This window comes from Microbacterium sp. Nx66 (assembly GCF_904066215.1).
GTDB classification, from domain to species: Bacteria; Actinomycetota; Actinomycetes; order Actinomycetales; family Microbacteriaceae; genus Microbacterium; species Microbacterium meiriae.
In genome coordinates this window covers 2,414,751-2,438,847 of sequence record NZ_LR880474.1, presented here as the reverse complement: position 1 = coordinate 2,438,847, position 24,097 = coordinate 2,414,751, and the positions used below count along the sequence as shown (strand labels likewise).

The window sequence follows — 24,097 nt, the reverse complement described above, 5'->3', positions numbered from 1 at the left end:
TCAGGGGACGAGGATGATCTTCCCCGAGGCGGCGCCGGTCTCCATGAGTTCATGGGCCCGTGCCGCCTCGGCGAGGGGCAGCTCCGGGCCGAGCTCGATGGTGAAGTCGCCCGCGGCCAGGAGGTCCACGGTCTTCTGCAGCGCCTCGGCGCGCCACTCCAGCTCCTGCGGCGTGAGCGGCTCGGGGGACCCGCCGGAGAACGCCCGGATGCCGAAGTCGGCGGCGTCGGGACCGCGGACGATGGTCGCGATGCGGTCGCGGTCCGCGACCAGGGCGAGGGAGGTCTCGATGGCCTCGTCGGTGCCCGCACAGTCCAGGACGACGGTCACGGGGGAGGGGGCCGCCGCGCGGACGCGGTCGAGCAGGCCGTCGCCGTAGGCCACGGGGATCGCGCCGAGCTCGCGGAGCTGGTCGTGCCGGGCGGGGCTCGCGGTGGCGATCACCGTCGCGCCCCAGGCGACCGCGAACTGCACGGCGGCCTGGCCGACCGAGCCGGATCCTGCGTGCACGAGGAGCACGTCGTCGGCCGTCACGGCGAGCGAGCGGAGGGACTGGTAGGCGGTGCCGGCCGGGATGCCGATCGCCGCACCCTCGGCCGCGGTGACGGCGTCCGGGAGCTTCACGAGCTTGTCGACCTCGACCGCGAGGGCGGAGGCGTAGGTCCCGAGCGTGTCGCGGATCGCGACGCGGTCGCCGACCTCGAACCCGTCGACGCCCTCGCCCAGCACCTCGATCACCCCGGCACCGTCGAATCCGACCGGACGCGGTTCGGTGATCGGCGCAGACGGGCGCTTGCCGCCACGGAGCTTCGCGTCGATGGGGTTGGCACCGGCCGCCTCGATGCGCACCAGCACCTCGCCGCGGACGGGCACGGGGTCAGGCACCTCCATCAGGTGGAGGACAGCGGGGGATCCGAACTCGGTGTAGACGATCGCGCGGGCCATGCCCTCAGGCTACCCGGCGGGGGTCACTTCCCTGCGAGCGCCTTGGTGATCCGCTGCGGCGACACCGGCTGCGCGGTGCCGAGACGCTGGGCGAAGACGCTGACCCGGTACTCCTCCAGCAGCCAGCGCACCTCGACGATCGCGGGGGGAGCGTCGGGCGCGAGGGGGATCGTGCCGCCGGCGTCCGCGAACAGCACCGCCATCCGCTCGAACTCCGTCATCCGTGCGCGGTCCTTGCCCGGCTCGTTCGCCAAGGTCTTCAACCGGTCGATCATGCCGTCGAGGTACCGGGGGAAATGGGTGAGCCGGTCGACACCCGCCGCCGCGACGAAGCCGGGGTGCAGCAGTCCGGAGAGCTGGGTGCGGATGTCGTTCAGCGGGCCGAGCAGCGCCAGCGAGTTCTGGGACTTGATGCCGCGCTCCACCTCCCGCGCCTTCGTGAGGATGCGGGCGACGAGGGAGACGCAGGCGAAGAGCTCGTCGACGAGCACGGCGGACACGGCGTCGCGGACCCGGGCGAACTCGGCCTCGGTGCGCACGACGCCACGGTCCTGGCCGTCGGCGCCGGTCGACGCGTCGATCACGCGACGGGCGACGGCGGCTCGGCAGTCCTCGATGAGCGCGGCCGCCGACGGATAGGGCGAGGCGGCGAGGGCGAGCTTCTCCTGGCTGGTGAGGTGCTGCTGCACGTACGAGGACGGCGAGGGCACCGCGAGCAGCACGAGACGGAGCACGCCGTCGCGCGTGGCGGCGGCCGCGGCGTCCGGGGTCGCCTCGACCCGCACCGACACGCTCTTGCCGGCATCGACGATCGCCGGATACCCGCGGACGACGCCGCCCGCGACCTTCGTGTCGATGACCGCCGGGAGGTCGCCGAACGTCCACGCCGTCAGCCCGGTCTGCTCGACCGGAGCGGCGGCCACGCGCTCCGCCCCGCGCGGCCCCGGTGCCTCCGCACGCCCGGGTCGGGCGATGGAGCGGGCGACGCTGCTGCGCGCGCGGTCGGAGAGCTCGGCCTGCAGCGCCCGGAGATCACGCCCTGACCCGACCACCCGTCCCCGCTCGTCCACGGCGCGGAAGTTCATGCGCAGGTGCGCCGGCACCCGCTCGTCATCGAAGTCCGCGGCCGTCACCACCTGGTTCGCGAGCGGCTGCACGAGCCGCGCGAGCGCTTCCTTGAGGGTGCGCGGGGGGAGGCCGCCGTGCACCTCCGGACCCTCGTCGGCCAGCGCCGCCCCGAACTTCTCCGCCCAGTCGGCGGCGGGGACGACGTGGCGGCGGATGGCCTTGGGCAGCGCGCGCAGCAGTCCGGTGACGAGCTCGGCGCGGAGCCCCGGCACCTGCCAGTCGAAGCCGCGATCCTCGATCTGGGCGAGCAGCGGCAGCGGCAGCACGACGCTCACGCCGTCATCGGGGGCACCCGGCTCGAACCGGTACGCGAGGCCGAGCACCTGGTCGCCCTGCGTCCACCGGGTCGGGAACTCGCGCTGGTCGGCGCGGTCCTCGTCGTCGATGAGGTCGCTCTCGCGCATCACGAGCAGCTTCGGCGTCGTCGTCAGCGCCTCGCGCCACCACTTCTCGAACGACCGCACGTCGAACACCTCGGCGGGGATGCGCTCGTCGTAGAACCGGAAGACGGCCTCGTCGCCGGCCAGGATGTCGCGGCGCCGCTCACGCTCCTCGAGCTTCTCCAGGCGGCGGCGGAGCTCGGCGTTGCTGCGCCAGAACGCGCTGACCCGCTTGTCGATCCGGGACGGGTCCCACTCGCCCTCGACGAGAGCATGACGGACGAAGAGCTCGCGCGAGGCGGCCCGGTCGATGCGGGCGAACTGTACGCGCCGGCGCGGGATGATCTCGACCCCGAACAGCGTGACCTTCTCGAACGCCACCGCGGCTCCGGCGTCCTTGGACCAGTGCGGCTCGGTGACCTGACGCTTCGCGAGGTCGCCGGCGAGGGGCTCGGCCCAGGCGGGGTCGATGGCGGCGACGGTGCGGGCGAAGGTGCGGGAGGTCTCCACGATCTCGGCCGCCATGACCGCCCGGGGGCTCTTCTTGCGCAGCCCCGACCCCGGGAAGATCGAGAACCGGATACCCCGCGCGCCCCGGTACTCCGTGATCCGGCGGCGGGCGTCCTTCGCGGGAGAGTGGGCCTTCCCCGCGGGGGCGGTGCGCTCGTCGAGGACGCCGATCTGCGACAGCAGGCCGGACAGCAGCGCGCGGTGGATGGCATCCGGATCGGCCGCGCCGCCCGGCTCCGCCCCGCGGTCCGGGCTCTTGACGAGCGTGCGCAGCTGCCGATGCACGTCGAACCACTCGCGGACCCGCACGTAGTTGAGGTGCTCGCTGCGGCACAGGCGCCGGAACGCGCTGGAGCCGAGCTCCCGCTGCTGTTCGCGCAGGTGGTTCCAGAGGTTCAGGAGGGTGAGGAAGTCGCTCGTCGGGTCCACGAAGCGCGCGTGCAGCCGGTCGGCCTCCTCGCGCCGCTCCTCCGGTCGCTCCCGCACGTCCTGGATGGACAGCCCCGCGACGATCGCGAGCACGTCCCGCAGCACCGCCCCCTGGGTCCCTGAGCCCGTCGAAGGGCCTGCACCCCGCTGGGTCCCTGAGCCTGTCGAAGGGCCTGACCCCCGCTGGGTCCCTGAGCCTGTCGAAGGGCCTGACCCCCGCTGGGTCCCTGAGCTTGTCGAAGGGCCGGCCTCGATGAGCATCCGCGCGAACCGGGGGTCCATCGGCATCCGGGCGATGTCCCGCCCGATGCGGGTGAGCCGGGGGCCGTCGTCCGGTCCCTGAGCCTGTCGAAGGGCGCCGAGCTCGGTGAGCAGGTCGAACGCCGCCTTCACGCCCCGGGAGTCGGGCGGGGTGAGGAAGGGGAACGCGGTGATGTCGCCGAAGCCGAGCGCGAGCATCTGCAGGATGACGGAGGCGAGCGAGGTGCGCAGGATCTCGGGCTCGGTGAACTCGGGGCGCCGCGCGTAGTCCTCTTCCGAGTACAGGCGGATGGCGATGCCGTCGCTCGTGCGGCCGGCGCGACCGGAGCGCTGGTTCGCCGAGGCCTGCGAGATGGCCTCGATGGGGAGCCGCTGCACCTTCGAGCGGTTGCTGTACCGGGAGATGCGGGCCGTGCCGGTGTCGATGACGTACTTGATGCCGGGCACCGTGAGGCTCGTCTCGGCCACGTTCGTCGCGAGCACCACGCGGCGACGGACGCCGGCCACGGTGCTGCGCTCGAACACCCGGTGCTGCTCCGCGGCGGAGAGCCGGCCGAACAGGGGGAGGACCTCGGTGGGAGAACGGTCCTTGGCGTAGGCGGCGCGCACCGCGTCAGCCGCGTCCCGGATCTCCGCTTCGCCGGGCAGGAACACGAGCACGTCGCCCGGGGCCTCCCGGTCGAGCTCGCGGAGCGCCGTGACGATCGCGCTCACCTCGTCCTCCGGCTCGCCGGCGTCCTGCTCCGCGTCCTCGTCGACGAGCGGGCGATAGCGGATCTCGACGGGATAGGTGCGCCCCGACACCTCGATGACCGGAGCGGGGGTGCCGTCGGCCGCGGCGAAGTGCCGCGCGAAGCTCTCCGGATCGATCGTGGCGGAGGTGATGATCACCTTCAGGTCCGGGCGCTGCGGGAGGATGCGGGCGAGGTAGCCGAGCAGGAAGTCGACGTTGAGGGACCGTTCGTGCGCCTCGTCGATGATGATCGTGTCGTAGCGCGTCAGCAGGCGGTCGCGGTGGATCTCGTTGAGGAGGATCCCGTCGGTCATCAGGGCGATGCGCGTCTCGTCGGAGACCTTGTCGGTGAAGCGCACCTTGTAGCCGACGAGCGTGCCGAGCTCGACCCGCAGCTCCTCGGCCACGCGCTCGGCGATCGTGCGGGCGGCCAGCCGCCGGGGCTGGGTGTGGGCGATGCGCTCGCGGCCCAGTTCCAGCGCGATCTTCGGCAGCTGCGTGGTCTTCCCCGATCCGGTCGCGCCGGCGACGATGACGACCTGGTGGTCCCGGATGGCGTCGGCGATCTCGTCCCTGGCGGCGCTGACGGGCAGCTCCGGGGGGTAGGAGAGCACGGGGGAGGACATAGCCCTCCATCGTATGCCGGGATGCACACCGGAGCCGCCGCGATCGCCGCATACGATCATCGGGTGATGACTGCTCTGCGCCCCGTGCGCTGGTTCCGCGAGTTCGGTCGGCCGCCGCGCATCCTCGGCCTCGATGTCGCACGGGGGCTGGCGATCCTGGGAATGGCCGGCGCCCACGTCGGCACGACCGACGCTTTCGACTGGGGCGACCCCACCACGTGGACGGACCTCGTGCACGGTCGTTCATCGATCCTCTTCGCGCTGCTCGCCGGCGTCTCCATCGCGCTCATGACGGGGCGCGACGTGCTGCCGGAGCGGGAGCGTCTCCCCGGCATCCGCCTGAATCTCGTCGGCCGCGGCGCCGTGATCTTCGTGATCGGCCTGGCGCTGGAGCTCCTCAACACCCCGATCGCCGTGATCCTGACGCTCTACGGGCTGCTCTACGTCGCGGTCATCCCCGTGCTGCGGTGGCGGCCCCGGCAGCTGCTCCTCGGCGCCGCGGTCCTCGCGCTCGCCGGTCCGGCGCTGCTCGCCCTGATCAGCGCGGTGGCGCTGCAGCCGTTCGGCGCGGGCATCGGGTTCGTGCTCTACGGCACCTATCCGATCACCGTGTGGCTGGCTCTCGTGCTGGGCGGTATGGCCCTGGGCCGGCTCCGCGTGCAGGAGGTGCGCACAGCCGTCGTCGCCCTCGTCGTCGGCGTGGTCCTCGCCGCGATCGGCTACGGCCTGGGCGCCCTCGGCGCGGGCGCGGGGCTGGGCGGGACGGAATCGATCGTCTCCTCGACGAGCGAGGACTCCGGCAGCGGGAGCCTGGACAGCCTTCCCAGCGAGAGCCTGGACAGTCTTCCCGCCGAGAGTCTGTCGTCGTTCATCCCGGACGACGTGATGCCGCCGTCCGGTTGGGAGAGCTACCCCGAGGCTCTCGCCGTGAGCGATCCGCTCGGTTCCGTGGTCCGCGCCGTCTTCGCCGTCGATCCGCACAGCGGCGGCACTGCGGAGATCCTGGGCTCCGGCGGGTTCGCCCTCGCGGTGATCGCGCTGTGCCTGCTCCTGAGCCGCCCGCTGCGCTGGCTGCTGCTGCCGCTCGGCGCTCTGGGGTCCATGCCACTCACGGCATACAGCCTGCACGTCGTCTCCGTCGTCCTCGTCGCGGGCCCTGGCGGCTTCATCGCGGACAACTCGTTCTGGGGGCTCACAGCCGTGGCACTCCTGGTGGTGACGACGCTGTGGGCGATGTTCGTCGGACGCGGTCCCCTGGAGCGCCTCGTCGGTAAGGGGGCCGCCGCGATGGCCGCGGTCCCTCGGCGCTGACGCTTTTCGTCATCCGCACGGGCAGGCCTGTCATCACAGGTCCTAGGCTGGGGGGATGACCATTCCTGCACTCGAACTGAACGACGGCAACTCCATCCCCCAGCTGGGCTACGGCGTCTTCAAGGTGCCGCCGGCAGAGACCGAGAAGGCGGTGAGCGAGGCCCTCGAGATCGGGTACCGCCACATCGACACCGCCGCGATCTACGGCAACGAGGAGGGCGTGGGCGCTGCCATCGCGTCCTCCGGCATCCCGCGCGAGCAGCTCTTCGTCACCACGAAGCTGTGGAACGACCGTCATCACGACGACGAGCCCCGCGCCGCCATCGGCGAGAGCCTCGAGAAGCTCGGCCTGGAGCAGGTCGACCTGTACCTCGTGCACTGGCCCACTCCGGCGAAGGACGACTACGTCCACGCGTTCGCGAAGCTCATCGAACTGCGCGACGCGGGCCTGACCCGTAGCATCGGCGTCTCGAACTTCCTCGTCCCGCACCTGGAGCGCACGGTGAAGGAGACCGGCGTCGTCCCGGCCGTGAACCAGATCGAGCTGCACCCGGCGTATCAGCGCCGCGAGGAGGTCGCCTGGGCCGAGGCCAACGGCGTGCGCATCGAGGCGTGGGGTCCGCTCGGCCAGGGCAAGTACGACCTCTTCGGCACTCCGGCGGTCGCCGATGCGGCCGCCGCCCACGGCGTGACGCCCGCGCAGGCCGTCCTCCGCTGGCACCTGCAGAAGGGCATCATCGTGTTCCCGAAGTCGGTGCGCCCGGAGCGCCTGCGGGAGAACCTCGACGTGTTCGGCTTCGAGCTGACCGACGCCGAGATCGCCGCGATCGACGCCCTCGACCCGCTCGACGGGTCCGGCCGCGTCGGCTCGCACCCGGACGAGGTCAACTGATCCCGCCCTCATACCGGCCGCGGGCTCGGCACTGACGCCGTCACCGAGCCCGCACTGACCGGAGCCCTGCTCCCGAGCCCGCGGACCGCGGCTCGTCTCCGTTCCACATGACGCCCCGTGTCGCTTCGCGCGACACGGGGCGTCCGCGTGGGTACCGTCGAGCGCATGACAGCTCCGCTCCGCGTCGTCGCCGTCTCGGGCTCCCTGCACGAGCCGAGCAAGACCACCGCCCTCCTCCGAGCGATCACCGCCGCGGTCGCCGAGCGTGCCCCCGTCGAGGCGCAGCTGATCGAGCTCACGCAGATCGGGCCGTCGCTCGCGGGTGCTCTCACCCGTGACCAGCTCCCGCCGGAGGTGGAGGTGCACCTGCAGGCGATCGAGACCGCCGACCTCCTCATCGTGGGGAGCCCGGTGTACCGCGCTTCGTTCACCGGGCTGTTCAAGCACCTGTTCGACTTCGTGGACCAGTACGCGCTCGTCGGCACGCCGGTGCTCCTCGCCGCGACCGGCGGCGGCGAGCGGCACGCCCTCATGATCGAGCACCAGCTCCGGCCGCTCTTCGCCTTCTTCCAGGCGCTCACGCTGCCCCTCGGCGTGTACGCGAGCACCACGGACTTCGACGGCTACGAGGTGGCCACCGACGTGCTGCGCGCGCGCATCGCCTTGGCCGCCGAGCGAGCCCTCCCGCTCGTCGGCTACACCGCGACCCGCCCCGCGGAGCTGCTCGTCGGCTGACCCGGAGCTGCCGGTCCCCGCGAGCCGATCGACGGCCGACCCGCAGCCTGTCTCCCCGGCGTAGCGTGGGGACATGACGAACCGTCTCGCCGACACCCTCAGCCCGTACCTTCGGGCGCACGCCGACAACCCCGTCGACTGGTACCCGTGGGGGGAAGAGGCGTTCGCGGAGGCCCGCCGCCGAGACGTGCCGATGCTGATCTCGATCGGCTACTCCACCTGTCACTGGTGTCATGTGATGGCACGCGAGTCGTTCGCCGACCCCGAGACCGCCGCCCGCATCAACGAGGGATTCGTCGCGGTGAAGGTCGATCGCGAGGAGCATCCGCACGTCGACGGGGCCTACATGGCCGCCGCGTCCGCGTTCACGCAGAACCTCGGCTGGCCGCTCACGGTGTTCACCACCCCCGCCGGTCGCGCGTTCTACGCGGGGACGTACTGGCCGCCCGAGGCCCGACCGCCGATGCCGGCGTTCCGCGATGTGCTGGCCGCCGTGCGCGAGGCCTGGACGACGCGCCGCGCGCAGGCCGAGGAGTCCGCGGACGCGGTGACCGCAGCCCTCGCAGAGGCTGCGCAGGCCACGCCCTCGACCTTCCCGGACACCGCCGCGCTCGCCGAGGCCGCCCGCGGACTCGCCGCCAGGGAGGACAGCGAGTTCGGCGGCTTCGGCGGAGCTCCCAAGTTCCCGGTGGCCACGACCCTGCGGTTCCTGCAGCAGCCCCTCGTCCGCGAGGCCGCGCCGGAGGCCACGGCAGCAGCCGAGCGCGCGCTCACGGCGATGGCGGGCTCTGCTCTGCGGGATGCCGACGGCGGGTTCTTCCGCTATGCGACCCGGCGCGACTGGACGGTGCCGCACTACGAGCGCATGCTGACCGACAACGCCCAGCTTCTCGAGGTCGCGCTCGACACCGGCGACGAGGAGACCGCCCGCGGAATCGCCCGCTTCCTGCTCGGCACGCTGCGGCGGGAGGGCGGCGGTTTCGGCGCCGCTCAGGACTCCGAGTCGTGGATCGACGGGGCCCGCAGCGAGGGCGGCTACTACCTCCGCCCGGTCCCGGAGCGCGCCACGCTGGAGCCGCCGGCGGTGGACGACAAGGTCATCACGGGATGGAACGGCCTCGCGGTCGCGGCACTCGCCAGGGCGGGTGCGACGCTCGGCGAGGACGCGTGGGTCGCCGCCGCCGCGGACGCCGCCGACGCCGTGCTCCGCACCAATCGCGGTGCCGACGGCGCTCTCGTGCGGGCGTCCTTGGACGGCCGGGCCTCCGCCGCGGTGGCCACTGCGGCCGACCTCGCCCTCCTCGCCGACGGCCTGTTCGCCCTGGCGGCGGCGACCGGCGACGTCGCTCCCGCGGTCACGGGACGGGACCTCCTCGACGAGGTGCTGGACGGAGCCGGGGGAGACGACCCGCTGCTCCGCGCGCAGGGCATCGCCGCCTCGCCCGATCACACCGACGGAGACCTCCCCTCGGACACGGCGGCGGTCGCGCAGGCCGCGCTCACCGCCTGGCGGCTCGGAGCGGGCGACCGGTACCGCGCGGCGGCGGCCGAGCGGGTGGAGGCGCTCGCCTCCCGGGCGCTCGCCCAGCCCTTCGCGCACGGCAGCCTGCTCCGGGTCGCCGCCGGACTCGCCGCAGCCCCGCGGCAGCTCGTCGTGGTCACGGAGGACCCCGGGGGAGCGCTCGCCGCCGCGGCACGCGGAGCCGATGCCGATGTCATCGTGGTCGTCAGCCCGGCGCAGGCCGCGGCGTTCGCCACCGCGGGTTTCGAACTGTTCGACGGCAAGGAGGCGACAGCCGAGCGCGCCTACGACTGCCGCGCCTTCGTGTGCCGCCTGCCGGTGAGCGATCCGGCCGCGGTGTCGCACGCACGGTGAGCGCCCTTCCCCGGAGCAGGGGTGTGCAATCTGCCTAGCGTGCGGCACCCAGGTGGCGTTCGATTGCGCGCGATGCGCAGCTTCGAGTGCACGGTTTGCCCAGCGCCTGCCATCCGTTCTAGGGTGACGCGACCCCTCTCGGATCACAGCAAGGATGCTCTGACGATGACCCTCTCCGCCCGCGCCGGCCTCGACGCCGTGCCCGCCTACCGACAGGGGCGCTCCGCCCCGGCCGGTGCCTCCAAACTCTCCTCGAACGAGTCGCCGCACCCGCCGCTGCCCTCCGTCGTGCAGGCCGTGCAGGACCGGGTCGCCGGCATCCACCGCTACCCGGACATGAGCGCCTCCGCGGTCCGGGAGGCGCTCGCCGCCCGGTACGCCGTGGACCCGGCCCAGGTGACCGTCGGCGCCGGGTCGGTGGAGATCGCCGCCCAGCTCATCCACGCGGTCGCCGGCGAGGGCGACGAGGTCGTCTTCGCATGGCGGTCCTTCGAGGCGTACCCCTCGCTCGTCCGGATCGCGGGCGCCACGCCCGTCGCCGTGCCGCTGGACGCCGACCACGGACACGACCTCGACGCGATGCGCGCCGCGATCACCCCGCGCACGCGTCTCGTGTTCGTGTGCAACCCCAACAACCCGACCGGCACCGTCGTCGACGCCGAGGCGCTGGAGCGCTTCGTCGCCGCGGTGCCGCACGACGTCCTCGTCGTCATCGACGAGGCCTATGTGCACTTCGACCGCACGGACAGCCGCGGTGTCGGGATCGAGCTGTTCCGTCGGCACCCGCACGTCGCGGTGCTGCACACGTTCTCCAAGGCGTACGGCCTGGCCGGCCTCCGCATCGGCTACGCGATCGCCCCCACCGCGATCGCCGAGGCGCAGCGCAAGGTGGCCGTGCCGTTCGGGGTCACCGACCTCGCCCAGGCCGCGGCTCTCGCCTCCCTCGCTGCGGAGGACGAGCTCGGCGCCCGCATCGATGAGGTCGTGGCGCAGCGCGATCGGCTGCACACCGTGCTCACGGCGGCCGGCTGGCCCGCCGTCCGCTCGCAGGCCAACTTCGTCTGGGTTCCCGCGGGGGACCGCACCGCCGACCTCGACGCCCTCCTGCACGCAGGGGGTGTCGTCGCCCGGGCCTTCCCCGGCGAGGGCATCCGCATCTCATCCGGCTCCGCCGCTGACATCGACCGGGTCGAAGCCGCCCTCGCCGCCGCGACCTCCGACCACGATTCCGACCTGATGGAGGTGAGCGCATGACCACGGAGGTCCCCGTCACCACGACGACCACGAAGGGCCTGCACCCGGGCCTCACCCGCCGCCAGATCTCCATGATGGGGCTCGGCGGCGCGATCGGCGCGGGGCTGTTCGTCGGCTCAGGGCAGGCGATCAGCATCGCCGGACCCGCCGTGCTGATCTCCTACCTCGTCGCGGGCGGCATCGTCGTGCTCGTGATGGCGATGCTCGCCGAGATGGTCGCGGCCCGCCCGAGCTCCGGCGCCTTCAGCTCCTACGCCCAGAAGGCCATGGGGCGCAGCGCCGGAAGCGCGGTGGGCTGGCTGTACTGGATCCAGCTGGTCGTCGTGATCGCCGCCGAGGCGACCGGCGCGGCCGGGATCGTGGCGAACTGGGTGCCCGGGATCCCCGCGTGGGTCTGGGTGCTGGTCTTCGTCGTCGCCCTCACCGCGGTGAACCTCTTCGGCGTGCGCAACTACGGCCGTTTCGAGTTCTGGTTCGCGGCGATCAAGGTCGCCGCGATCATCGCCTTCCTCATCGTCGGCGTGTGCGCGATCGTCGGACTCATCCCCGGTGTGCCGGCGACGGGGATCTCGAACCTCGTGGACGAGGGCGGCTTCGCCCCGCACGGGATCACCGGCATCGCGGCGGCGCTCCTCATCGTCGTCTTCGCGTTCGGCGGCACCGAGGTCGTGGCGATCGCCGCAGCCGAGTCCGACGACCCCGCGCGGAACATCCGCCGGATCGTGCGCGAGGTGCTCGTGCGCATCCTCATCTTCTACGTCGGCTCGATCTTCGTCATCGTCGCGGTGCTCCCGTGGGACGACCCCGCCGTGCAGGCCGGTCCGTTCTCGGCCGTGCTGGACACCCTGAACATCCCGGGCGTCGGTCTCGTGATGGACCTCATCGTGGTGATCGCGCTGCTCTCGGCCATGAACGCCAACATCTACGGCGCCTCCCGGATGGCGTACTCGCTGGGGGAGCGGGGACTGGCGCCGCTGTCCGTCACCCGGACGAGCCTCAAGGGCGTCCCGTTCGTCGCGGTGCTCGCCTCGGTGGCCTTCGGGTTCGTCACCGTCGGACTGAACTGGGCGTTCCCGGACGTCGTGCTCCCGGCGCTGCTGAACGTCGTGGGGTCGACGCTGCTGGTGATCTGGACGGCGACGGCGATCTCGCAGATCGTGCTGCGACGTCGGGCCGACCGTGCCGGCGAGGCGATGCCCATGCGGCTCTGGGGCTTCCCCTGGGTGTCGTGGCTGTGCCTGGTGCTGCTGGCCGCCGTGATCGCGCTCGCGATGATCGACCCGGCCGCGCGCATCCAGCTGCTGCTCACCCTCGGGCTCACCGCGGTGCTGCTCGTCGTCGCCCGCCTGACGCGGGGCGTCTCCCGCCCCGGCATCGTCAGGGAGTGACGTGCGGATCGATCGCCTCGACGCCGCGCTGATCCGGCTGCTGACGGAGTCGCCGCAGCTGCCTCTCCTCGAGTGCGCGCGCCGGCTGGGCATCGCGCGAGGGACGGCCACCAGCCGTCTCGCGCGGCTGCACGAGGGCGGGGTGATCGAGGCGATCGTGCCGCGCATCGACCCCGCCGGCTTCGGCTATGGCGTCGTGGCGTTCTGCCTCGTCGAGATCGATCAGAAGGTCGGGCACGACGATGTGGCGACGGCCCTCGCGGACGCGGTGCCGGAGATCGTCGACATGCACACCGTGACCGGCGCGAGCGACATGCAGCTCCGGCTCGTCGCGCGCGACGCGACCCGGCTCCAGGAGGTGCTGGACCGGGTCGCCCTCGTGCCGGGCGTCGCGCGGACGGCGTCCTCGATCGCCATGCGCACACATCTCTCCGGTCGCGTGCTCCCGCTCGTGGAGCACGTGGCCGACGAGATCCCCTGACCGGGGTTCACGGCGCGGCGGGTCAGACCCAGCCGGGCAGCCAGTTGTGCAGGCGCCAGAAGTCGTACGGCACGCTCATCCCCGTCCACAGCGGCAGGAAGAACGCCGAGACGAGGACGACGACGCCGAGGAAGATCAGGACGGTCCGCTCTCCGGACTGGCGGCGCACGAGCGGATCCTCGCGGCGCCCCGCGATGATCCGCAGCGTGACGGTGAGCGCGAGCACGAGGAACGGCATCATGACGACCGTGTAGAACTGGAAGATCGTCCGCTCAGGGAACATCAGCCAGGGGAGGTAGGTGACGGCGAGCCCCACGAGCGGAAGACTCAGGGCCGGGCCGACCGGCTGTCGGGTGATCCAGCCGCGGATGAGGCGGTAGAGCAGGTACACGCTGGCCGCGACGCCGCCGTACCAGATGAGCGGGTTGGGGATCGCCGAGATCACGCCGATGCAGTGGTCGACGCCGCAGCCGGTGGGGTCGCTGTCCACCCACACCGCCGTCGGGCGGAGCAGGAAGGGCCACTCCCACGCCGGGCTCGCGTACGGGTGTCCTCGGGTGAGGCCCACGTGGAAGCCGAGCATCGCCTCGTGGTAGTTCCACAGCGCGACGAGCGGGTTCGGATCGCTGCCGCGGTCGTAGCCGTTCGCCGTCACCAGCCATCCGGTCCAGCTCGCGAGGTACACCGCGAGCGCGGGGACGACGAGGAGCACGAACGACACCGGCCCCTGCCGGAAGACCGCGGATGCCGGCCATACGACGACCCCGCCGCGGCGCCGGGCGAGGGCATCGGTGATCACGACGTAGAGGCCGAAGCCCGCGAGCACGTACAGTCCCGACCACTTCACCGCCGAGGCGGCGCCGAGCGCGAGACCCGCGGCGACGAGCCAGGGACGGCGCCACAGGATCGGTCCCCACAGCGGATCCTCGTCGTCCGGATCCCGACGTTCGAGCAGCGGGATCGTGTGCTGGCGGTCGATGAGCACGAACAGCACGCCCAGCAGCACGAAGAAGGTGAGGATGCCGTCGAGCAGCGCGATCCGGCTCATCACGATGCTGAGGCCGTCGATCGCGAGGAGCGTGCCGGCCACGGTCGCCGCCACGACCGAGCCGGTCAGGCGTCGGGCGATGAGGTAGACCAGCAGCACGGACGCTGCGCCGAGCACCGCGGTCGCGAGACGCCAGCCGGCGCTGTTGTCCGGTCCGCCGATGGCCATGCCCAGCGCGATCAGCCACTTCCCGAGCGGCGGGTGCACGATGAACGCACCCTTGTTCGTCAGGGGGAGCTCCTGCAGGGTGATGAACGCGTCGTTCGCGTTCTCTCCCCACACCCCCTCGTAGCCGAGGCTCCACAGCGACCAGGCGTCCTTGACGTAGTAGGTCTCGTCGAAGGCGAGCTGATGGGGATGGCCGACGTTCGCCAGGCGCAGCACCGCGGCGAGGGCGGTGATCAGCAGCGGGGCCAGCCAGCCCATCGCCCGGCCCCAGTCCGGGGCGTGCAGCACGCGGTCGCGGAGCCGCTCGTAGCGCGTGAGCCGCTCCTCGGGGGCGGGCAGCAGGGGCTCGGGCGCGGTCACCGGTCCAGCCTAGACACACTCCGCCCTGTGCCTCCGGTATGCCGGCACCGGTCCGCTCCGACGGCCCCGACGCAGACCCACGCCTAAGCTGGGCGGGTGATCATCCTCGCCGCGACCCCGATCGGAAACCTGGGCGATGCGTCGCGGCGACTCGTGGAGGTGCTGGAGAACGCCGAGATCGTCGTCGCGGAGGACACCCGCACGACACAGCGACTCCTGCAGGCCCTGAAGATCGACAACCGGCCCCGGCTGATCGCGCTGCACGACCACAACGAGAAGCAGAAGGCCGCGGAGCTGGCCGCGCTCGCCGCGGAGACCGACCTCGTGGTGCTGAGCGACGCGGGGATGCCGACCGTGAGCGATCCGGGATACGGTCTCGTCGCCGAGGCCGTGGCGCAGGGGGTCACGGTGACCGCCATTCCCGGACCCAGCGCGGTACTCATGGCCCTGGCGATCTCGGGGCTTCCCACGGACCGCTTCACCTTCGAGGGGTTCCTGCCGCGGAAGCCGGGGGAGCGCCGGGCGACCCTCTCCGCCCTCGCCGCCGAGCCCCGCACGATGGTGTTCTTCGAGTCGCCCTCGCGCCTCGCGACGACGCTGACCGACATGGGGGCAGCGTTCGGCGCAGACCGCCGGATCGCCGTGTGCCGGGAGCTGACGAAGCTGTACGAGGAGGTCCGTCGCGGCACCGCGTCCGAGCTCGCAGCCTGGGCCGCCGACGGGGTGAAGGGCGAGATCGTCGTGGTCGTCGAGGGTGCGCCGCGGCGGGAGGCCTCGCCGGAGGACGCCCTCGCTCAGGTGCAGGCCCTGGTCGCGGACGGCACCCGGTTGAAGGACGCGGCCTCCGAGGTCGCGGCCCTGACGGGCCTGTCCTCCCGAGACCTGTATCAGACGGCCCTCGCGGCGCGGTCACGGTGACTCCCGTCGCAGATTCGCACCCCGGTCGCAGGGATTCCGGGGAGGCGTGCGACGTGGACCCGGATCTGCGACCTCCCGCCGACGGGGAGTCCGTCGCGCGAGCCTACGACGAGAGGGCCGCGGAGTACCGGGAGGTCGCGGGGGACCTGGGGTTGATGGATCCGCGCGACCGCGAGCTCATCCGCCGCTGGCGCGATGAGACCCCGGGGATGCTGCTCGACGCGGGGTGCGGTCCCGGTCACTGGACGGCCTTTCTCCACGGGGGTGACGGCGCAGAGTTCGAAACCGGGCGCGACGTCGAGGGGATCGACCTCTCCACGGCCTTCATCCACGGGGCGAGGGTTCGGTGTCCGCACCTCACGTTCCATCACGGGTCGTTCCGGACGCTGCCGCAGGCATCGGGCACGGTCGGCGGCATCCTCGCGTGGTACTCGGTGATCCACACGCCTCCCGCGGAGCTCCCGGACGTGTTCGCCGAACTCGCGCGAGTGCTCGCCCCCGGCGGGAGCCTGCTCCTCGGATACTTCGTCGGCGAACCCCGGGCGGCCTTCGCTCATGCGGTCGCACCCGCGTTCTTCTGGACCGCCGAGGCCCTGTCCCCGCTGCTCGCCGCGACCGACCTCGAGCTGCAGTGGTCCGAGGCCCGCGAGCGAGAGCCCGGCGAGATCAGCTCCCGCCCCCACGGCGCCCTCCTCGCCCTCCGCTCCTGATCCGGCCCCAGCCCGGCGTCGCAGATCTGCACCGTGTCGCAGGTTCTGGCACCATCCGTGCGACACCGACGCGAATCTGCGCCCGCGCGCGGGAGGGGACGGGGGCACCGGGGGAGACTGTCCTACGCTGACAGAACCAGAACCAGAACCGGAACCAGAACCGGAACCGGAACCGGAACCAGAACCGCGGGGGAGAGGAGCACGCGTGAGCAAGGCCGCGACGGTGTACGACGTCGCCGAGCGCGCCGGAGTGTCGATCGCGACCGTCTCGCGTGTGCTGCGCTCGCCGGATGCCGTCCGTCCGGTGACCCGAGAGCGGGTGCTCGACGCGGTCGCCGCGCTGGGCTACGTCCCCAGCGGCAGTGCGCGGGGTCTGGCCGAGCGTCGGACGGGGGTGCTGGGGCTGTACTTCCCCCAGTTCGACGCCGCCGAGGACGCCCCGCCGCTCGACGTGCTGTCCGCCGCTGCTCGCCCGCCGTTCACGGTCGTGTCGGACGAAGCCGACGCGCCGCACTCCTCGATGCTGTTCCTCGACGAAGTCCTGCGGGGGGCCGAGCTGGAGGCGTGGAAGCAGGGGTTCGTGCTCATGGTGGGCGTCGGACGTGACGACCCCGACCGCTCGACCGTCCGCGACATGGCCGGCCGGGTGGACGGACTCATGGTGCTCGCCCGCAGCGTGCCGGACGAGGTGCTGGCGCGGCTGGGGCGGCGTATCCCGGTGGTCGTGCTGTCCGGGCCGCCGCGGGGCGATGCCTACGACCATGTCACGGTGAGCAACGCCGAGGCGATGGGGGAGCTGACCCGCCATGTGCTGTCGCAGGTCGGGGAGGGGGAGATCGCGTTCCTCGCCGGGCCGGCCGACTCGCCGGACGCGGAGCAACGGTGGGAGGGCGTGTCGACCGCGCTCGCCGCAGCGGGGCGTGATCCGGCAGCGGTGCGCGTGCTGCGGGGCGACTTCACACGGGCCTCCGGGCGCCGGGCCGGGCAGGAGCTCACGCGCGACGGCGTGCCCGCCGCGCTCATCGCCGCCAACGACCAGATGGCCCTCGGGGCGATGGACGTGTTCCGTGCTGCGGGCGTGCAGGTGCCGGACGACGTGCTCGTGACGGGGTTCGACGGCATCGAGGCGGCGACCCTGGTGTCGCCGCCGCTGACCACGATCCGGCAGCCGATGATCGAGCTCGGACGCGCGGCCGTGCAGGTGCTCGCGCGACGGCTGGAGCAGCCGGACGCCCCGCCGCTCACCACGCGTCTGCCCCTCCAGATCCTCCTCCGCGAGAGCTCCACGCGCCCGGCCTGAGTCGCCGCGACCGCGCCGCCCCGGAGGACCCCCTGGCTCATCATGGGGTTGCCGATTCAAAATGTATGCGCTTACAATCTGGTGTACGGCTTCGGCCGGCAGGACTCCCCACCCCCCCGGGGCGCCCTTCATGACAGAGACGACATGAGGTCATCCAGTGGCAGAGACGCACACCTTCCGACGCTGGCGCCGCGCCGCCGTCGTGGGGCTCGCGGCCGCAGCGGTCGCGCTCAGCGGCTGCAGCATCCAGATCAGCTCGCAGCCCGACCCGTCGATCGGCGACGACACGATGCTCATCAACGCCGACAAGGGAAACCCGTTCTTCACGCAGAACTTCAACCCCTACCTCACCAACACCAGGACCGCCTCGCGGTGGATCTACGAGCCGCTCATCCTGGTGAACCCGCTCGACGGCGAACTCACCCCGTGGCTCGCGTCCGAGTGGACCCAGCCCGACGCCCGCACGATCGTGATGACGATCCGCGACGGCGTCGAGTGGAGCGACGGCGAGGCGCTCACCCCGGAGGACGTGGCGTTCACGTTCCAGCTCATCAAGGACGAGCCCTCGCTCGACATCAAGGGCGCATGGCAGCACATCGACCGCATCGAGATCGACGGCGACGACATCGTGTTCCACCTGCAGAGCGACGACGCGCCGTCGCTGTCGATCCTCGGGCAGACCATGATCGTCCCCGAGCACCTGTGGGCGGATGTGAAGGACCCGGCCACCTGGCGCAACGAGGAGCCGGTCGGTACCGGACCGTTCGTGCTCGGCAACTACAACGACCAGCAGTACTCGATGGACCGCAACCCGGACTACTGGCAGGCGGACAAGATCGAGATCGAGCACATCATCCTGCCCGCCACGAACACGCAACTCGACACCGTGACCCGCGGCTACGACTGGGCCTACTCCTTCATCTCCGACGTCGAGGGCACCTGGGGAGCGGCGAGTCCCGACAACACCTGGTGGTTCCCGCCGGGCGGCGTCATCTCGCTCGTGCCGAACCTCGAGGTCGCGCCCTTCGACGACGTGAACGTCCGCCGCGGCATCGCGCTCGCGCTCGACCGGGAGGAGATCGCGGAGACCGCCTCCGAGGGGTACATGCAGCCCGCAGGGCAGACCGGGCTCATCCTGCCCAACCAGGAGCAGTACCTCGACCCGGAGATCCCCGATCAAGGCATGCTCGCGCAGGACCGCGACGCCGCGCTCGCGGCGTTCGCCGAGTCCGGGTACACCCTCCAGGGCGACCAGCTCGTCGGCCCGGACGGCGAGCAGCTCGCGTTCTCGTTGACCACCGCCAACGGTTTCTCCGACTGGACGCGCGCCGCTCAGACCGTGCAGCGGCAGCTGGCAGACATCGGCGTCAAGGTGTCGCTCAAGCTCCCGCAGCCCGCGGGCTACCAGAGCGCGATCGGCACCGGCGACTTCGAGATGGCGATCGGCGGCATGGGCAACGGCGACGTGTACCAGGCCTACAACAGCCTGCTCTCCAGCGACTTCTACGTGCCGACCGGCGAGGTGACCACCAACAACTTCGAGCGCTACCGCTCGCCGGAGGCCGACGCCCTCCTGGAGGAGTTCCGCGCGACGATCGATCCCGACCGCCAGACCGAGATCGTGCACGAGCTGCAGAGCATCGTGTACGAGGAGGTCCCCGTGATCGGCATGTACTACGGCGGGATCTGGGGCCTGTTCAACGACGCGAAGTTCACCGGCTGGCCCTCCGCGGACGATCCGTACATGATCCCGCAGAACTACGACTCGGCGCCCCTGGGGATCTTCACCCACCTGAAGCGCACGGACGGGGGAGACCAGTGAAGTACGTCCTCCAGAAGATCGGCCTGTTCGTGCTCACCCTGTGGGCCGCGATCACCCTGAACTTCTTCCTGCCCCGCCTGATGCCCGGCTCTCCCGCCGACGCCGCGATCGCGAAGCTCTCCCAGAACGGTCCGGTCTCCGACGCCACGCGCGCCGCGATCGAGGCCCAGCTCGGGGTGCCGACCGGTTCGATGTGGGACCAGTACGTGGCCTACCTCGGCCAGGTCGTCCGGCTCGACTTCGGCGTCTCGTACACGTTCTACCCGCAGACCGTGTCGAGCATGGTCTCCACCGCGCTGCCCTACACGCTCGGCCTCGTCGGCATCGTCACGATCCTCGCGTTCGTGATCGGCACGCTGATCGGCGTGATGGCCGCCTGGCGGCGCGGCACGTGGCTGGACTCGCTGCCGACGCTGACCGGGTCGTTCCTCAGCACGTTCCCGTACTTCTGGACGGCGCTGCTGCTGCTGTTCTTCCTCGGCTACGTGCTGCATTGGTTCCCGACCACCGGCGCCTACTCGGCGACGACCACCCCGGGGTTCACCTGGGACTTCATCGTCGACCTCGTCCGGCACGCGTTCCTGCCCGCGCTGACGATCCTGCTCACCTCCCTCGGCGGCTGGATCATCGGCATGCGCAACGCGATGATCAACACGCTCGGCGAGGATTACATCACCTTCGGCGAGGCGAACGGCCTCCGCGGTCGCACCATCGCCCTCCGCTACGCGGCCCGCAACGCGATCCTGCCGAACCTCACCGGCTTCGGGCTCACGCTCGGCGGCGTGGTGGGCGGCTCGATCCTCGTCGAGCAGGTGTTCGGATACCCGGGCATCGGCTACCTGCTGTTCAACGCCGTGATCGGGCAGGACTACCCGCTCATGCAGGCGCTCTTCCTGATGATCACCGTGAGCGTGCTCATCGCCAACTTCCTCGTGGACATCCTCTACGGGGTTCTCGACCCGAGGACTCGACGATGACGACCCCGAACCCCACCCCCAGCACCGTGACCGTCAAGGTCCCGACCGACCGCATCGCGGCGCCCAGCCCCTGGCGCGCCGTCGGCCGCATGGTCGGCACCCTGTGGTCCAACGGCAAGGCCCGCATCGGCCTCTGCCTCCTCGCGTTCTTCGTGCTCGTCGCCGTGTTCGCCCCGTTCCTGGCCCCCTACGGGCCGAAGGAGAACGGCTTCCCGCGGAACGCCGACGCCTCGTGGGAGCACTGGCTCGGCACGACCGCCGCAGGGGAGGACGTGCTCAGCCAGCTCATCTACGGAGCGCAGGTCAGCCTCCTCGTGGGCTTCGCGGCGGGGCTCCTCTCCACGATCGTGGCCGTGCTCATCGGACTGAGCTGGGGCTACATGCGCGGCTTCGCGGGCGAGGTCGTCGGGTTCATCGTGAACCTCTTCCTCGTGATCCCCGGCCTTCCGCTGATGATCGTGATCGCCGCCTACCTGCAGAACGGCGGCATCCTCATGATCATCGCCGTGATCGTCGTGACCGGATGGGCGTGGGGTGCGCGCGTGCTGCGCAGCCAGACCCAGTCCCTCCGCGGCAACGACTTCGTCACCTCGGCGCAGTTCTCCGGCGACAGCAGGGCTCGCATCGTCTTCCGGGAGATCCTGCCGAACATGACGTCGATCATCGCCGGGACGCTCTTCGGGGCGGCGACGGCGGCGATCCTCGCCGAGGCGGGGCTGGAGTTCCTCGGGCTGGGCGACTCCAGCATCGTCAGCTGGGGCACGATGCTCTACTGGGCGCAGAACTCGAACTCCCTGCTCACCGGCCAGTGGCTGCTGCTGTTCGCGCCCGGTCTGTGCATCGCGCTGCTCGCCCTCAGCCTCACACTCATCAACTTCGGCGTGGACGGCATCTCCAATCCGCGCCTCCGCGAAGGGAAGGGCCGATGAGCGCCATGGAGCACGACGACATCCTCCTCGACGTCCAGTCGCTGTCCGTGGAGTACGCCTCCCCGGGGCAGGTGCCGGTGCCGGCCGTGCACGACGTGTCGTTCGCGCTCCGGCGCGGCGAGTTCGTCGGGCTCGTCGGCGAGTCCGGGTCGGGCAAGTCCACGCTCGGCTTCGCGCTCACGCGGCTGCAGAAGCCGCCGGCGCGCATCAGCGGCGGACGCATCCTCTTCGACGGCCGCGACATCCGCGAGCTCGACGCCGAGGAGCTGCGGCGTCAGCGGCAGGGCGGCTTCGCGATGGTGCTGCAGTCCGGCATGAATGCGTTGAACCCCGTGCGGACCGTGGGCAACCACTTCCGCGACATCTTCGCCGCGCACGGCCATGTGCCCGGGGAGCAGCGCGAGGCCAGGGCGCGGGAGCTGGTCGGCAAGGTGGGGCTGAAGCCGGAGGTGCTCGACCGGTACCCGGGGGAGCTCTCCGGCGGCATGCGGCAGCGCGCCTCGATCGCCCTCGCCCTCTCGCTCGAACCCCAGCTGATGGTGTTCGACGAGCCCACCACGGCGCTCGACGTGCTCGTCCAGCACGCGGTCATGGACACGATCCAGGAGCTGCAGCGGTCCGAGCGGTTCACGGCCATCCTCATCAGCCATGACCTCGGCATCGTCCTCGAGGCGACCGACCGGGTGATGGTCATGCACGAGGGGCGCATCGTGGAGGATGCCTCCAGCCAGGACATCCTGCACCGTCCGCAGGACGAGTACACCCGGATGCTGTTGAGTCACTACGCCGACCCGCGCGCCGAGAAGATCGAGATCCCCGGGTTCGTCGATCTCGGCACCCGTCGCCGGGAGGGGCGCAGCCGTACGGACGTCACCGAGACCCTGCCGACGGTGTCGCCGCGCGCCGCCCGCCGCGCCGACGCTGCGATCGTGGTGGAGGGCGTCTCGAAGCGCTATCCGGCTCCGCGACGCGGACAGGATCCCGTCGTCGCGGTCGACGACGTGTCCTTCCGCCTGGAGCCGGGGGAGGCGCTGGCGCTGGTCGGTGCCTCCGGCTCGGGCAAGTCGACGATCGCGAAGATGCTCACCGGGGTCGAGAAGCCGACCTCCGGCAGCATCCGCTTCGGCGATACCGACGTCGCGTCACTGAAGCGCCGAGGCCTCCGCGACCTCCGCAAGGACGTGCAGATGGTGTTCCAGGATCCGTACGCGGCCCTGAACCCGCTGCACACCGTCGAGTACGCGCTGACCCGTCCGGTCGTGAACTACACGAGGCTGCGCGGGGCGGAGGCCAGGGCCCGTGTGCTCGAACTGCTGGAGACGGTGGGCCTGACGCCCGTCGAGCAGTTCGCCGCCAAGCTGCCGCACCAGCTCTCCGGCGGGCAGCGGCAGCGCGTCGTGATCGCCAGGGCGCTCGCGAGCGACCCACAGGTGCTGATCGCGGACGAGCCGGTGTCGATGCTCGACGTGTCCCTCCGCGCCGGCGTGCTCGCGCTGCTGGAGGACCTCCGCGAACGGTGGGGCATCAGCATGCTCTACATCACGCACGATCTGCTGAGCGCGCGTCTGGTCACCGAGAACATCCTCGTGCTCAACAGTGGCCGCGTCGTCGAGCGGGGCGAGACCTCCCAGGTGCTGCAGCATCCGGAGGACCCGTACACGGTCGAACTGCTCGACGCCGTGCCGAACCCCGCCCGCGCCCGCTGAGGCCCGGGAAAGACTGCAAGAAAGAGAGAGGAGCGCATCCGTGCTCGCATTCCCCGACGGCTTCCTCTGGGGCGCCGCGACCGCCGCCCACCAGGTGGAGGGCAACAACACCACCAGCAACTGGTGGGCGATGGAACACGCGCCGGACTCGACCATGGTCGAGCCCTCCGGTGACGCCGCCGACCACTTCCACCGGTATCCGGAGGACATGCGGCTGCTCGCCGAGGCGGGGCTGAACTCCTATCGCTTCTCGGTCGAGTGGGCGAGGATCGAGCCGGAGCGCGGGTTCGTCTCGCGGGCGATGCTCGACCACTACCGCCGGATGATCGACACCGCGCGGGAGAACGGTCTGGACCCGACGGTCACCCTCATGCACTTCACGGTGCCGCAGTGGTTCCAGAAGGACGGCTTCTGGCGTGCGGACGACGCGGTGGACCTGTTCTCCCGCTACGTCGAGACGGTGCTGCCGATCCTCGATGGGGTGCGCTACGTGTGCACGATCAACGAACCGAACATCGCGGCGATGCTGGCCGGGGGAGAGGACGCGGCGAACCTCGTCGCCTACGGCCTCCCGAACCCCGACCTCGGCGTCGCGGACACCCTGCTGACGGCCCACCGGCGCGCGTCCGAGATCCTGCACACGGTGCCCGGGGTGCAGGCGGGGTGGACGATCGCCACCCAGGCGTTCCACTCCACAGGCGAGCCCGGCGCGGACGAGATGCTCGCGACGTACGGCGACCCGCGTGACCACTGGTACCTGGAGCAGTCCGCCGGCGACGACTTCGTGGGCGTGCAGGCCTACACGCGCACGTTCATCGGTCCGGAGGGTCCGCTGCCGGTGTCGCCGGATGTGGAGACGACACTCACGGGCTGGGAGTTCTTCCCCGAGGCCCTCGAGCTGGGCGTGCGCAGCGCGTGGGAGCGCAGCGGCGGCGTGCCCGTGCTCGTCACGGAGAACGGCATCGCCACGGCCGACGACACCCGGCGCATCGCCTACACGCAGGGGGCGCTGGAGGGGCTGCACCGCGCCATCAGCGACGGCATCGAGGTCCGCGCCTACCAGCACTGGAGCGCGCTGGACAACTACGAATGGGCGAGCGGATTCCGGCCGACGTTCGGTCTCATCGGCTTCGACCACGAGACCTTCGAGCGGTTCCCGAAGCCCTCGCTGGCCTGGCTCGGCGAGGTCGCCCGCCGCAATGGGCTCTGA

18 protein-coding genes are annotated in these 24,097 nt (G+C 71.5%); 15 read left to right on the top strand and 3 right to left on the bottom strand.

Annotated elements, in window-relative coordinates; all coding sequences use genetic code 11:
- Nucleotides 1-945 (bottom strand): quinone oxidoreductase family protein, encoded by a 945-nt coding sequence (locus tag MICNX66_RS11590; RefSeq protein ID WP_187662010.1) that lies wholly within the window; start codon nucleotides 943-945, stop codon nucleotides 1-3.
- A gap of 23 nt (nucleotides 946-968) precedes the next feature.
- Nucleotides 969-5,012 carry an ATP-dependent RNA helicase HrpA gene (gene hrpA, locus MICNX66_RS11585; protein WP_187662009.1) on the bottom strand — a complete coding sequence of 1,348 codons (4,044 nt, stop codon included), beginning with the start codon at nucleotides 5,010-5,012 and terminating at the stop codon, nucleotides 969-971.
- 66 nt (nucleotides 5,013-5,078) lie between these two features.
- Here hrpA and MICNX66_RS11580 point away from each other — a divergent pair, with 66 nt between their 5' ends.
- The 7 genes from MICNX66_RS11580 to MICNX66_RS11550 all read left to right on the top strand — a co-directional run bounded on the left by MICNX66_RS11580 (nucleotide 5,079) and on the right by MICNX66_RS11550 (nucleotide 12,949).
- Nucleotides 5,079-6,323 carry a heparan-alpha-glucosaminide N-acetyltransferase domain-containing protein gene (locus tag MICNX66_RS11580; RefSeq protein ID WP_232089057.1) on the top strand — a complete coding sequence of 415 codons (1,245 nt, stop codon included), beginning with the start codon at nucleotides 5,079-5,081 and terminating at the stop codon, nucleotides 6,321-6,323.
- 55 nt (nucleotides 6,324-6,378) lie between these two features.
- Nucleotides 6,379-7,215: an aldo/keto reductase gene (locus MICNX66_RS11575; protein ID WP_187662007.1), complete on the top strand. Its 837-nt coding sequence runs from the start codon at nucleotides 6,379-6,381 to the stop codon at nucleotides 7,213-7,215.
- 165 nt (nucleotides 7,216-7,380) lie between these two features.
- Nucleotides 7,381-7,950 carry an FMN reductase gene (msuE, locus tag MICNX66_RS11570; protein WP_187662006.1) on the top strand — a complete coding sequence of 190 codons (570 nt, stop codon included), beginning with the start codon at nucleotides 7,381-7,383 and terminating at the stop codon, nucleotides 7,948-7,950.
- 73 nt (nucleotides 7,951-8,023) lie between these two features.
- Nucleotides 8,024-9,826 carry a thioredoxin domain-containing protein gene (locus tag MICNX66_RS11565; protein WP_187662005.1) on the top strand — a complete coding sequence of 601 codons (1,803 nt, stop codon included), beginning with the start codon at nucleotides 8,024-8,026 and terminating at the stop codon, nucleotides 9,824-9,826.
- A gap of 165 nt (nucleotides 9,827-9,991) precedes the next feature.
- Complete coding sequence (hisC, locus tag MICNX66_RS11560) at nucleotides 9,992-11,080, top strand: histidinol-phosphate transaminase (RefSeq protein ID WP_187662004.1); 1,089 nt, start codon at nucleotides 9,992-9,994, stop codon at nucleotides 11,078-11,080.
- Nucleotides 11,077-12,468, top strand: coding sequence for an amino acid permease (locus tag MICNX66_RS11555; protein WP_187662003.1), 1,392 nt, complete (start codon nucleotides 11,077-11,079; stop codon nucleotides 12,466-12,468). The genes hisC and MICNX66_RS11555 overlap by 4 nt, the downstream gene beginning before the upstream one ends.
- Nucleotide 12,469: 1 nt before the next feature.
- Complete coding sequence (locus MICNX66_RS11550; RefSeq protein WP_144882465.1) at nucleotides 12,470-12,949, top strand: Lrp/AsnC family transcriptional regulator; 480 nt, start codon at nucleotides 12,470-12,472, stop codon at nucleotides 12,947-12,949.
- 22 nt (nucleotides 12,950-12,971) lie between these two features.
- On the opposite strand, the gene MICNX66_RS11545 is transcribed toward MICNX66_RS11550, so the two are convergent.
- The gene (locus tag MICNX66_RS11545) at nucleotides 12,972-14,525 is read right to left on the bottom strand and encodes a dolichyl-phosphate-mannose--protein mannosyltransferase (protein ID WP_187662002.1); all 1,554 of its coding nucleotides are present in this window, start codon (nucleotides 14,523-14,525) and stop codon (nucleotides 12,972-12,974) included.
- A 96-nt stretch (nucleotides 14,526-14,621) separates the two neighbouring features.
- On the opposite strand from MICNX66_RS11545, the gene rsmI reads away from it, so the two are divergent.
- From rsmI to MICNX66_RS11505, 8 genes are all read left to right on the top strand, one after another.
- The gene (gene rsmI, locus MICNX66_RS11540) at nucleotides 14,622-15,443 is read left to right on the top strand and encodes a 16S rRNA (cytidine(1402)-2'-O)-methyltransferase (RefSeq protein ID WP_187662001.1); all 822 of its coding nucleotides are present in this window, start codon (nucleotides 14,622-14,624) and stop codon (nucleotides 15,441-15,443) included.
- Between the two features lie 53 nt (nucleotides 15,444-15,496).
- Nucleotides 15,497-16,153: a class I SAM-dependent methyltransferase gene (locus tag MICNX66_RS11535; RefSeq protein WP_197971841.1), complete on the top strand. Its 657-nt coding sequence runs from the start codon at nucleotides 15,497-15,499 to the stop codon at nucleotides 16,151-16,153.
- Nucleotides 16,154-16,358: 205 nt separating this feature from the next.
- Nucleotides 16,359-17,453, top strand: coding sequence for a LacI family DNA-binding transcriptional regulator (locus tag MICNX66_RS11530; RefSeq protein ID WP_187662000.1), 1,095 nt, complete (start codon nucleotides 16,359-16,361; stop codon nucleotides 17,451-17,453).
- Nucleotides 17,454-17,610: 157 nt separating this feature from the next.
- Nucleotides 17,611-19,275 (top strand): ABC transporter substrate-binding protein, encoded by a 1,665-nt coding sequence (locus MICNX66_RS11525; RefSeq protein WP_187661999.1) that lies wholly within the window; start codon nucleotides 17,611-17,613, stop codon nucleotides 19,273-19,275.
- Nucleotides 19,272-20,252, top strand: a complete 981-nt coding sequence (locus MICNX66_RS11520; protein WP_187661998.1) for an ABC transporter permease — start codon at nucleotides 19,272-19,274, stop codon at nucleotides 20,250-20,252. Before MICNX66_RS11525 ends, MICNX66_RS11520 begins: the two co-directional genes overlap by 4 nt.
- The gene (locus tag MICNX66_RS11515; protein ID WP_187661997.1) at nucleotides 20,249-21,181 is read left to right on the top strand and encodes an ABC transporter permease; all 933 of its coding nucleotides are present in this window, start codon (nucleotides 20,249-20,251) and stop codon (nucleotides 21,179-21,181) included. The genes MICNX66_RS11520 and MICNX66_RS11515 overlap by 4 nt, the downstream gene beginning before the upstream one ends.
- A 5-nt stretch (nucleotides 21,182-21,186) precedes the next feature.
- Complete coding sequence (locus tag MICNX66_RS11510) at nucleotides 21,187-22,887, top strand: ABC transporter ATP-binding protein (RefSeq protein WP_187664195.1); 1,701 nt, start codon at nucleotides 21,187-21,189, stop codon at nucleotides 22,885-22,887.
- A 40-nt stretch (nucleotides 22,888-22,927) separates the two neighbouring features.
- Nucleotides 22,928-24,097, top strand: coding sequence for a glycoside hydrolase family 1 protein (locus MICNX66_RS11505; protein WP_136051661.1), 1,170 nt, complete (start codon nucleotides 22,928-22,930; stop codon nucleotides 24,095-24,097).

Bases quoted from the DNA above. Each gene is read 5' to 3' on its own strand.
- MICNX66_RS11565 (WP_187662005.1), top strand. From the start codon at position 8,024: ATGACGAACCGTCTCGCCGACACCCTCAGCCCGTACCTTCGGGCGCAC.
- MICNX66_RS11575 (WP_187662007.1), top strand. From the start codon at position 6,379: ATGACCATTCCTGCACTCGAACTGAACGACGGCAACTCCATCCCCCAG.
- MICNX66_RS11555 (WP_187662003.1), top strand. From the start codon at position 11,077: ATGACCACGGAGGTCCCCGTCACCACGACGACCACGAAGGGCCTGCAC.
- MICNX66_RS11515 (WP_187661997.1), top strand. From the start codon at position 20,249: ATGACGACCCCGAACCCCACCCCCAGCACCGTGACCGTCAAGGTCCCG.
- hrpA (WP_187662009.1), bottom strand. From the start codon at position 5,012: ATGTCCTCCCCCGTGCTCTCCTACCCCCCGGAGCTGCCCGTCAGCGCC.
- hisC (WP_187662004.1), top strand. From the start codon at position 9,992: ATGACCCTCTCCGCCCGCGCCGGCCTCGACGCCGTGCCCGCCTACCGA.
- msuE (WP_187662006.1), top strand. From the start codon at position 7,381: ATGACAGCTCCGCTCCGCGTCGTCGCCGTCTCGGGCTCCCTGCACGAG.
- MICNX66_RS11590 (WP_187662010.1), bottom strand. From the start codon at position 945: ATGGCCCGCGCGATCGTCTACACCGAGTTCGGATCCCCCGCTGTCCTC.
- MICNX66_RS11510 (WP_187664195.1), top strand. From the start codon at position 21,187: ATGGAGCACGACGACATCCTCCTCGACGTCCAGTCGCTGTCCGTGGAG.
- MICNX66_RS11580 (WP_232089057.1), top strand. From the start codon at position 5,079: ATGACTGCTCTGCGCCCCGTGCGCTGGTTCCGCGAGTTCGGTCGGCCG.